At 31.7% G+C, this 2,105-nt stretch carries 1 protein-coding gene and 1 pseudogene; both read right to left on the reverse strand.

The features are described 5' to 3' along the window. Window positions 1–41 precede the first annotated feature (41 nt). Window positions 42–1,151 carry a toprim domain-containing protein gene (locus tag AB5213_RS16940; RefSeq protein WP_005647340.1) on the reverse strand — a complete coding sequence of 370 codons (1,110 nt, stop codon included), beginning with the start codon at window positions 1,149–1,151 and terminating at the stop codon, window positions 42–44. Between the two features lie 4 nt (window positions 1,152–1,155). Further along, window positions 1,156–2,105: pseudogene (locus AB5213_RS16945) on the reverse strand (DUF3945 domain-containing protein); the annotation flags it as partial.

Here is a 2,105-nt window from a genome sequence, read left to right on the forward strand (position 1 = left end):
CTTTAATATAATATCATCAGAAGCTATGTTTGTTCCATCATTCATAACTTAATACTTTTTTTTTGTTCATGTTGTTTCATTAGAATTTCATTGAAATCTTTTGCTTTTTCTGCTTTATGAGAAATCATAGGAGCTATTATTTTGCTTTTTTCCCTAAAACTTTCTAGTGAAACGTCATTTTTGTTAATAGTGAATTCTCTACCCTTAGTTTTAAACAGCACATCATCTTTATTTTCTTTTATTGTCACTTCTGTATTACTAATGATTCCAGACACTTTAATGTCATACAAATTACCGTTTAAATCATTATCAAAACAGGTATGTACTTTAGCTTGTGGGTATCGCAATAAAGTGTTTTTTATTTGATTAACTGAAATGTACCCTCCTACACTACAAAAAACACTTTCTTCTAATTTGATTTTGTTAGCATTGAGCTGATAGAAGCTCATAGCATCTAAAGCGGATTCTGCAAAGTATATATGTTTTGCCATTTGGGGGTGTGGGCAAAAATCAGCAATCCAAAGCGAGTTACTTTTATCTCCTCCGGCAGCCATTCCTTTGAATCCATAGTTTCTTAATTCGTAATTTGTTACTTTGTTGTCTTTATCTGTTGGATTAATATAGGGAAAACCTATATTATAATAATTGCCGTTTCCTTGTAAGTCTTTAACCCTTGTGATAAATGGGAGAAACTTCTCTACGACTTGATGATTTATATTTCTTTCATTTGTGAGAAATCTTAAATCAGCGAGTGTAGTAGGAAATTCTTTATACCTATCTCTGTCAAAAGATTTGTTTTCTGTTTTTACAACTTTGAATGCTTCATATTTAGGACTATAAGGCTCATTTGCGTAATGTCCTAAAATCATATTAATTCGCACAAATGTATTTTGATGTTGGAATTGTGGGAAGTCGTTAATATGATTTTTGATGAACTGAATTAAATCTCCACCTTTATAATTCCTATCATAGTAGTGTTCTTGTACACTATGAGGATTCTTGATGATGATTTCATCCAACTTGTTACCTGCTCCGTCTGTTAGTTTAAAAACAGGCGAAACCTTTCCTTTGCTAATGTCTTGTTTATATCCTAAATCTTCAAGTATTTGAATGATGGATATTTTAGCCTTATAATCGTCAAATGTTAGCATAATATTATAGTTTCATTGTTGGAGTATCATTATTTTTTCCGTAGGTTCTACCATATCCGAGAATAGATGCTTCTTGCTTCGCTGTTGCTTTAATAGAACTATCTATTTTATCTATCTGGGTAGATATTTGTTCTCCGACAGTTTGTTTAGTAGCTTCCCTAGAGCTGGAATATGTTTTTTCTACTTCCTTGTAAGAAGCATAATCCTTAGAAAGTTTATGTTTCTCTAAAAAGGCAGCCATTTCGGTGGGTTTATCTTTAAAAATTTCATCAATCCCTTTAGCTCCTTTTTGGGCTACAAACTCTAATCTTTCTTTATCAGATATATGTCTTTCTCTATTGTTTGTTCTTTATTTTCAGTCGCTTTAATTTCTATAGTATTTGCATCTTTGATTGATAATCCATTTCTGGCATTCAAATCTAGTTTTACTTTTGCAGCTTTGTTTAGTTCCTCGTTTACAATGGTAATTTCTTTTCCATTTTTGAGATTTTCTTGCTGCATAGGAGTTAGCTCTACTCCTCCAAGTTTTTGGGGAATATGAATGTCTTTTGCTTTTATTGATACAATCTCATTAGTATCTTTGTCACGTTGGTGCAATGTTCTTTCTCCTTTTGAATTAGTCTTTACTACGACATTATCAGCTTTTAGGGCTTTTATTTCATCCTTAGTAAAGGATAAATCATTTTTTATTTCTTGTCGTTTAGGAATGAGTAAGATAGCAATCCCAGCGATTGGGTAAACTACAGTAATAGCTGCGATTGCTAGTTTTCTAGCATTGATACCATCAATTTTGATGCGTTTACCTTCTTCTTTGAAATCAATTTCGTTGGCTTTTAATTTAGATTTATTTTCAGGTGTATTCTCGGCTGTTATATATTTAAGAGTTGTTGCTTTCCCTTCAAAATGGAGTTTCCCATTTTCTGTTTTATAAGACACTTTTTCATTGTCTAGAAG

It is taken from the genome of Coprococcus sp. RTP21204st1_G4_RTP21204_210225 (genome assembly GCF_040915385.1).
GTDB classification, from domain to species: Bacteria; Bacillota; Clostridia; order Lachnospirales; family Lachnospiraceae; genus Allocoprococcus; species Allocoprococcus comes.